A 6137-nucleotide genomic window follows, 5' to 3' on the forward strand; every position below is an offset into this window, starting at 1 on the left:
CATTCGGCTGTCATGGTTTTAACGGAATGTTCGCAAAACGCTTGACCGGCCTGCCGGCGTGGCGTTCTGCCCAAGCCATTCCAACCCTCTGGAGAAATCCAAAATGCGTTCCCATTTGCTCGCCGCCGCGGTCGTTGCAAGCCTCGGTCTGGTTTCCGCCGACGCCTTCGCAGCCCCCGCCAGCACGGGCGTATCCCAGGCACAGCTGCAGCAGCTGCAGGCACAGATCGCTGCGCTGCAGGCCCAGGTCCAGCAGTTGCAGAACGATTCGCAGGCGCTGCAGGCGCAGTCCGATGCGCAGTCCGAAGTGAACATCACCCAGGCACAGGCTCTGGAAGGTGCGCAGAAGACCCAGACCAGCGTCGACAAGCTGGCCAAGCTGGTCAATGACAACAAGATCGGCGGTCGCATGTTCTTCGACCTGACCAACATCGACAAGACCAGCAACGGCAAGGACACCGCCGCCAGCGGCACCGGCCTGGACGTCAAGCGCTTCTACCTGACCGTCGACCACAAGTTCAACGACATCTGGTCGGCGAACCTGACCACCGACTTCCAGTACAGCTCGGCCATCGGCAACACCGAACTGTTCGTCAAGAAGGCCTACGTGCAGGGCAGCTTCGACCCGGCCTTCAACCTGCGCGTCGGTGCCGCCGATATGCCGTGGATTCCGTATGTCGAGAAGTTCTATGGCATGCGCTATGTCGAGAACACCCTGACCGACCGACTGAAGTACGGCAACTCGTCCGACTGGGGCCTGCATGGCTTCGGCAACCTGGGCAACAACTTCAACTACGCGGTCTCGGTCGTGTCCGGCGCCGGCTACAAGAACCCGACCCGCAGCAAGGGCATGGACGTGGAAGGCCGCGTGGCCTACACCCCGAACGAGAACTTCGTGGTCGCCGTCGGTGGCTACAGCGGCAAGCTGGGCAAGGAAACCGACATCCAGAGCGCCGAGAACACCTACACCCGCGCCAACGCGATGGTCGCCTACGCCAGCAGCGACTTCCGCGTCGGTGGCGAGTACTTCCAGGCCAAGAACCTCAACAACGTGATGACCGTTGCCACCGACAAGACCAGCGGCTGGTCGGTGTGGGGCAGCGTGCGCGTCACCGACGGCGGCATCAACGTGTTCGGTCGTTACGATGACACCGACGTCAGCAAGACCCTGGACCCGACCCTGAGCGACAAGTACTGGAACGTCGGCGTCGAGTTCCCGGTCATGAAGAACCTCAAGCTGTCGACCGTGTACAAGTACACGCACCTGGCCAACGCCGGCGACAAGAAGAACGACAAGACCAAGGAATTCGGCGTCTGGGGCGACCTGTCGTTCTGATCTCCTGAAGCACCCTTGTCTACAAACGAAGACGGCGGGCCTTGTGCCCGCCGTCTTCGTTTCGTCACAACACGAATGCCGTCACGCCTCGGCCGGGGTCTTTTCCTTGAACCGGCACAGGTCGGCGATCACGCAGCCCGGGCAATCCGGCTTGCGCGCCTTGCACACATAACGTCCGTGCAGGATCAGCCAGTGATGCGCGTCGAGCAGGAACTCGGCCGGAATCACCTTCACCAGTTTGTCTTCCACTTCGCGCACATTCTTGCCCGGGGCCAGGCCGGTGCGGTTGGAGACGCGGAAGATATGCGTGTCCACCGCCATCACCGGTTCGCCGAAGGCCGTGTTGAGCACCACGTTGGCAGTCTTGCGGCCGACACCGGGCAGGGCTTCCAGTGCTTCGCGGTCGCGCGGTACTTCGCCGCCGTACTTCTGCAGCAGGATCGCGCAGGTGGCAATCACGTTCTTCGCCTTGGCGTTGAACAGGCCGATGGTGGCGATGTACTGCTTCAGGCCGTCTTCGCCCAGGGCGAGGATCTTCGCCGGCGTGTTGGCCACCGGGAACAAACGGCGCGTGGCCTTGTTGACGCCGACGTCGGTGGCCTGCGCCGACAACGCGACCGCCACCAGCAGTTCGAACGGCGAGCTGTACTCCAGTTCGGTCTTCGGGTGCGGATTGAGTTCGCGCAGACGGGTGAACATTTCCACCACATCGGCGCGCGGCATCACGCCGCCACGGCGCGCCGGTGCACGCGCGGTTTTCTTCGCAGTGGCCATTACTGCTCCTTGCCGGTGGCGCGGGCCTTGGCCCGGGCGAGGATGGCGGCGGCGGCCGGGGGCAGGGCGGGCTTCACGTCCGGCGCCGGGGCCGGCGTGCGTCGCGCATCGCGTTCGGCCTCGCGGCGGGCCAGGCGCACGGCACGGGCACGGTAGCGTTCGCGTGCGGCCCAGGCCGCGTGCAGCTGCTGCTGCGCCTGCTGCAGGCGTCGTGGAAGGTCCGGGTGGCCGGGCAGCAGCTGTTCGTCGCCGGCACGGGCGACGTAGTCCATCAGTCCGGCCTGCAGGGCGCCATCGAGATCGTCTGCCTGGACCCGGGCGAACAGCTGCGCGGGGTTGGGTCGGGATGCCATGGCGTCAGCGGTTCTGGAAGGCCGGTGGGCGGCGCTGCAGGAAGGCGCTGGTGCCCTCGCGCATGTCTTCGGTGGCGAACAGTAGGCCGAACTGCGCGCTTTCGTACTCCAGCCCAGCCTCCAGGCTGCATTCGCCGCCCACGTGTACCGCGTCGAGCAGCCCACGCAGGGCCAGCGGGGCCGAGCGTGCCAGCTGGCGGGCGATGTCCTGCACACGGTTGTCCAGCGCGTCGGCCGGCACCACCTCGTTGACGATGCCCAGTTCCAGCGCACGCGCGGCGTTGATCGGTGCACCCAGCAGGCACAGCTCCAGGGTGGCGGCGCGGCCGCACAGGCGCAGCAGGCGCTGGCTGCCACCGAAGCCGGGAATCAGGCCGAGGTTGATCTCCGGCTGCCCGACCTTGGCCGTATCGGCAGCAATGCGCAGATGGCAGGCCATCGCCAGCTCCAGCCCGCCGCCCAGGGCGAAGCCGTTCACGCGCGCGATCACCGGCTTGGGCATGCGTTCGATCTGGCGCATCAGGGCCTGGCCCAGCAGCGAGAAATCACGTCCCTGAACCGCGCTGAGAGTGTTCATCTCGGCGATGTCGGCACCGGCCACGAAGGCCTTAGGGCCGGCACCGGTCAGCACCACCACACGCACCTCCGGGTCGGCGGCGGCGGCGCTGAACGCCTCGGCCAGCGCCTGCAGGGTCGCGGCATTCAAGGCGTTGAGCTTGTCCGGGCGCTGGACGGTCACGGTGCGGATGGCGCCGTCGTCGGCGACGGCGATCAGGGCATCGGCCACGGGGAAAACTCCTGAAACGTTAAAAAAAAGTGAGATTGAACTCCGCGAACGCAGACGGGTCTTAGCCTGCATCGTGAGTAGCGGTTACACGTTGTGCCCGTTATCCTAACCCGTCGCCTCAGGGCGGCGCAGAACGTCCCTGAGTTACCACCCCTGGAGAACTGTTTGATGAAGTTGCGTTCTATCGCGGTCGCCGTCGCGGCCCTGGCCCTGACGGGCAATGCCTTCGCCCAGGACGTCTCGTCCGAAAAGGGCAAGCTGAGCTACTACTTCGGTTACGACTACGGCAACAACCTGGCGGAGCTGACCGGTCGTGGTGAGCAGCTGGACATCAACTCGGTGGTGAAGGGCCTGCAGGACGCCTACGCCAAGAAGCAGCCGGCGATCACCGCCGAGCAGCTGAAGCCGGCCGTTGAAGCGTTCCAGAAGCGCGAGCAAGGCCGTGCCCAGGCTGCCAAGGCCGAGTACGAAAAGGCTGCTGCCGAAAACAAGACCAAGAGCGATCAGTTCATCGCGGCAAACAAGGCCAAGGCCGGCGTGCAGTCCCTGCCGAGCGGCGTCCAGTACCGCGTGATCGAAGCCGGCAAGGGCGCCAAGCCGACCCAGGCCAGCACCGTGCAGCTGGAAGTGGCCGGTCCGTTCCCGTACGGCCAGCGCCCGACCGAAGCCCGCCCGGCCCAGCAGATTCCGTCGATCAAGGTCAGCGAAGTCGAAATGAAGGCCATGCGCGAGACCCTGCTGCAGATGCCGGCTGGCTCTAAGTGGGAAGTCACGCTGCCGCCGGACCAGGCCTACGGTGCCGACCCGCGCACCCCGTTCCCGCCGAACGTGGCTGTGCAGTTCGAGATCAAGCTGGTCAGCGTCAAGTAAATCGAAGCCGTGAACGAAACGCGCCGGTGATCCCACCGGCGCGTTTTTGTTTGCGCGGAGCGCGACGCTGCCACGCACCGCAGATTGACCCCGCGCAAATTCAGCCCGATCGCGCTACTGTTGCCGAGTGCAAACAATGGAAGAAACGGCGCGTGTTGTCGCAAGTCCCTGCATCGGAGTGTGCACGCTGGATCCAGGCCGGCAATGCACCGGCTGCGGGCGGCACATCGATGAAATCGCACGGTGGTCGTCGATGAGCAACGACGAGCGCAGCCGCATCCTGCATCGCGTGCAACCGCTGCGCCAACAACTGCAGCAATCACTGCGCGGTTCGCTGGCCGACCACGAACGCTTGATGCGCGCGCTGCATCCATTGGCCGAGCCGCCGGCCGGCGACGGTTGGAACCGTAGCGAACTGATCGATCTGCTGCCGCCCGGGCCCCCGGTGGAAGCCGCCGTGCTGGCGGGCATCGTGCCGCGCGCCAACGGTGCGCAGGTGATTCTTACACGGCGCACCGAAACCCTGCGTACCCATGGTGGCCAGGTCGGTTTCCCCGGTGGCCGCACCGAACCCGATGACCGCGATGCGTTGGCCGCTGCACTGCGCGAGAGCCAGGAGGAAATCGCATTGGCGCCCGGCCAGGTGCAGGCGCTGGGCTATCTCGATCCCTTCGTGACGATCACCGGCTACCGGGTCACGCCGGTGGTGGCCGTGGTTGATCCGGATTTCGTACCGGTGCCGCAGCCCAGTGAAGTGGCCGAAGTGTTTGAAGTGCCGCTCGATTACCTGATGGCAGCCGACAACCTGCACCAGGTCGAAATCAATCATCGCGGCCGCGTCCGCCACGTCCTCGAATATGGCTGGCCCGGCCAGCGCATCTGGGGCGCCACCGCCGCCATCCTCTACAACCTGCGTCGCCGCCTGGAGCAAGTGCAATGAAGCCGATCGATCCGCCGTGGACCACCCTGGTCGATGTCGCCACCCTGGCCGCTGCATTGGGCGAGGGCGTTCGCGTGGTCGACGCACGTGCTACTGCCAGTACCGCCGTACGCGTGGTCGATGCACGTTCCTCGCTGGCCGATCCGCAGGCGGGTATCGGCCAGTATCTGGCGGGGCATGTTCCGGGCGCGGTGTATGCCGACCTCAATCGGGACCTGTCGGATCTGACCCGCAGTGGCCACGGCCGTCACCCGCTGCCGGACAGCGATGCCTTCGCCGCGAAACTGGGCCAGTGGGGCATCGGTCCCGACACCCAGGTGGTGGTCTACGACGGCAGCGATGGCAGCATGGCCGCCGCGCGCCTGTGGTGGCTGCTGCGCCTGATCGGGCACAGCAAGGTGGCCGTGCTCGACGGCGGCATCGCCGCCTGGCAGGCCGCCGGTCACACGCTGGCAACCGGGCAGGGCGAAGTCACCGCGCTGCCAACTTACCCGGGCCGCTTCGACACCACCCAGATCGCCAATGCCGATGAAATCACTTCACGCTTGAAGCATGCACCCGGTTGGCTGGTCGATGCACGCGCGGGTGAACGCTTCCGCGGCGACGTCGAGCCGCTGGATCCGGTCGCTGGCCACGTGCCGGGCGCGGTCAACCGCCCGTTCGCATTGAACGTACTCGACGGCCACCTGCGCGACCCACAGGAGCTACGGGCCGAACTGCAGGGCGTGATCGGCAACCGCGATCCACAGCAGGTGGTGCTGATGTGCGGCTCCGGCGTGACCGCCTGCCACCTGCTGCTGGCGATGGAAACGGCGGGCCTGTCTGGCGCGCGCATCTACGCCGATTCGTGGAGCGGTTGGGTGAGCGACAGCAGCCGCCCCGTGGCCAGCGGCGCCTGAGCCGCGCAGGGTCGGATCCGTTTTCCAACGGAAAACGGCTCTGACCCCATCAACTGAAAATCCGGGTCAGAGCCCGTTGCGTAGCAACGGGATCCGACCCCGTATCGACCAAGGTCGACACCCACCAACAGCAGCAGAGATCTGTCGAAGGCGGGGTGGGTCCGGTTGCGGGGGCGTG

The 6137-nt window shown here is 65.9% G+C and carries 7 protein-coding genes; 4 read left to right on the forward strand and 3 right to left on the reverse strand.

Translation table 11 applies throughout. From position 1 onward, the window contains the following. The first annotated feature begins 103 nt into the window (after positions 1-103). Positions 104-1336, forward strand: a complete 1233-nt coding sequence (locus N5D91_RS20485; RefSeq protein WP_110711743.1) for a porin — start codon at positions 104-106, stop codon at positions 1334-1336. An 81-nt stretch (positions 1337-1417) separates the two neighbouring features. Here the strand turns inward: N5D91_RS20485 and nth are convergent, their stop codons facing one another. From nth to N5D91_RS20500, 3 genes are read right to left on the reverse strand one after another with little or no spacing between them, the layout of a single operon-like run. Beyond that, positions 1418-2110, reverse strand: coding sequence for an endonuclease III (nth, locus tag N5D91_RS20490; RefSeq protein WP_110711744.1), 693 nt, complete (start codon positions 2108-2110; stop codon positions 1418-1420). Beyond that, the gene (locus N5D91_RS20495) at positions 2110-2463 is read right to left on the reverse strand and encodes a hypothetical protein (protein WP_049399879.1); all 354 of its coding nucleotides are present in this window, start codon (positions 2461-2463) and stop codon (positions 2110-2112) included. The genes nth and N5D91_RS20495 overlap by 1 nt, the downstream gene beginning before the upstream one ends. Positions 2464-2467: 4 nt before the next feature. Then, positions 2468-3250, reverse strand: a complete 783-nt coding sequence (locus N5D91_RS20500; protein WP_107432509.1) for an enoyl-CoA hydratase-related protein — start codon at positions 3248-3250, stop codon at positions 2468-2470. 168 nt (positions 3251-3418) lie between these two features. Here N5D91_RS20500 and N5D91_RS20505 point away from each other — a divergent pair, with 168 nt between their 5' ends. The 3 genes from N5D91_RS20505 to N5D91_RS20515 all read left to right on the forward strand — a co-directional run bounded on the left by N5D91_RS20505 (position 3419) and on the right by N5D91_RS20515 (position 5959). Further along, positions 3419-4120, forward strand: coding sequence for an FKBP-type peptidyl-prolyl cis-trans isomerase N-terminal domain-containing protein (locus N5D91_RS20505; protein ID WP_005408797.1), 702 nt, complete (start codon positions 3419-3421; stop codon positions 4118-4120). A gap of 136 nt (positions 4121-4256) precedes the next feature. Continuing rightward, complete coding sequence (locus tag N5D91_RS20510; protein WP_110711746.1) at positions 4257-5060, forward strand: CoA pyrophosphatase; 804 nt, start codon at positions 4257-4259, stop codon at positions 5058-5060. Beyond that, complete coding sequence (locus N5D91_RS20515; protein WP_180855171.1) at positions 5057-5959, forward strand: sulfurtransferase; 903 nt, start codon at positions 5057-5059, stop codon at positions 5957-5959. Before N5D91_RS20510 ends, N5D91_RS20515 begins: the two co-directional genes overlap by 4 nt. Positions 5960-6137: the final 178 nt, after the last annotated feature.

It is taken from the genome of Stenotrophomonas sp. GD03794 (assembly GCF_029842145.1).
Classification (GTDB): Bacteria; Pseudomonadota; Gammaproteobacteria; order Xanthomonadales; family Xanthomonadaceae; genus Stenotrophomonas; species Stenotrophomonas riyadhensis.

Excerpts from the sequence above, each read along its gene's own strand:
- N5D91_RS20485 (WP_110711743.1), top strand. The coding sequence starts at position 104 with ATGCGTTCCCATTTGCTCGCCGCCGCGGTCGTTGCAAGCCTCGGTCTG.
- nth (WP_110711744.1), bottom strand. The coding sequence starts at position 2,110 with ATGGCCACTGCGAAGAAAACCGCGCGTGCACCGGCGCGCCGTGGCGGC.
- N5D91_RS20495 (WP_049399879.1), bottom strand. The coding sequence starts at position 2,463 with ATGGCATCCCGACCCAACCCCGCGCAGCTGTTCGCCCGGGTCCAGGCA.
- N5D91_RS20505 (WP_005408797.1), top strand. The coding sequence starts at position 3,419 with ATGAAGTTGCGTTCTATCGCGGTCGCCGTCGCGGCCCTGGCCCTGACG.
- N5D91_RS20510 (WP_110711746.1), top strand. The coding sequence starts at position 4,257 with ATGGAAGAAACGGCGCGTGTTGTCGCAAGTCCCTGCATCGGAGTGTGC.
- N5D91_RS20515 (WP_180855171.1), top strand. The coding sequence starts at position 5,057 with ATGAAGCCGATCGATCCGCCGTGGACCACCCTGGTCGATGTCGCCACC.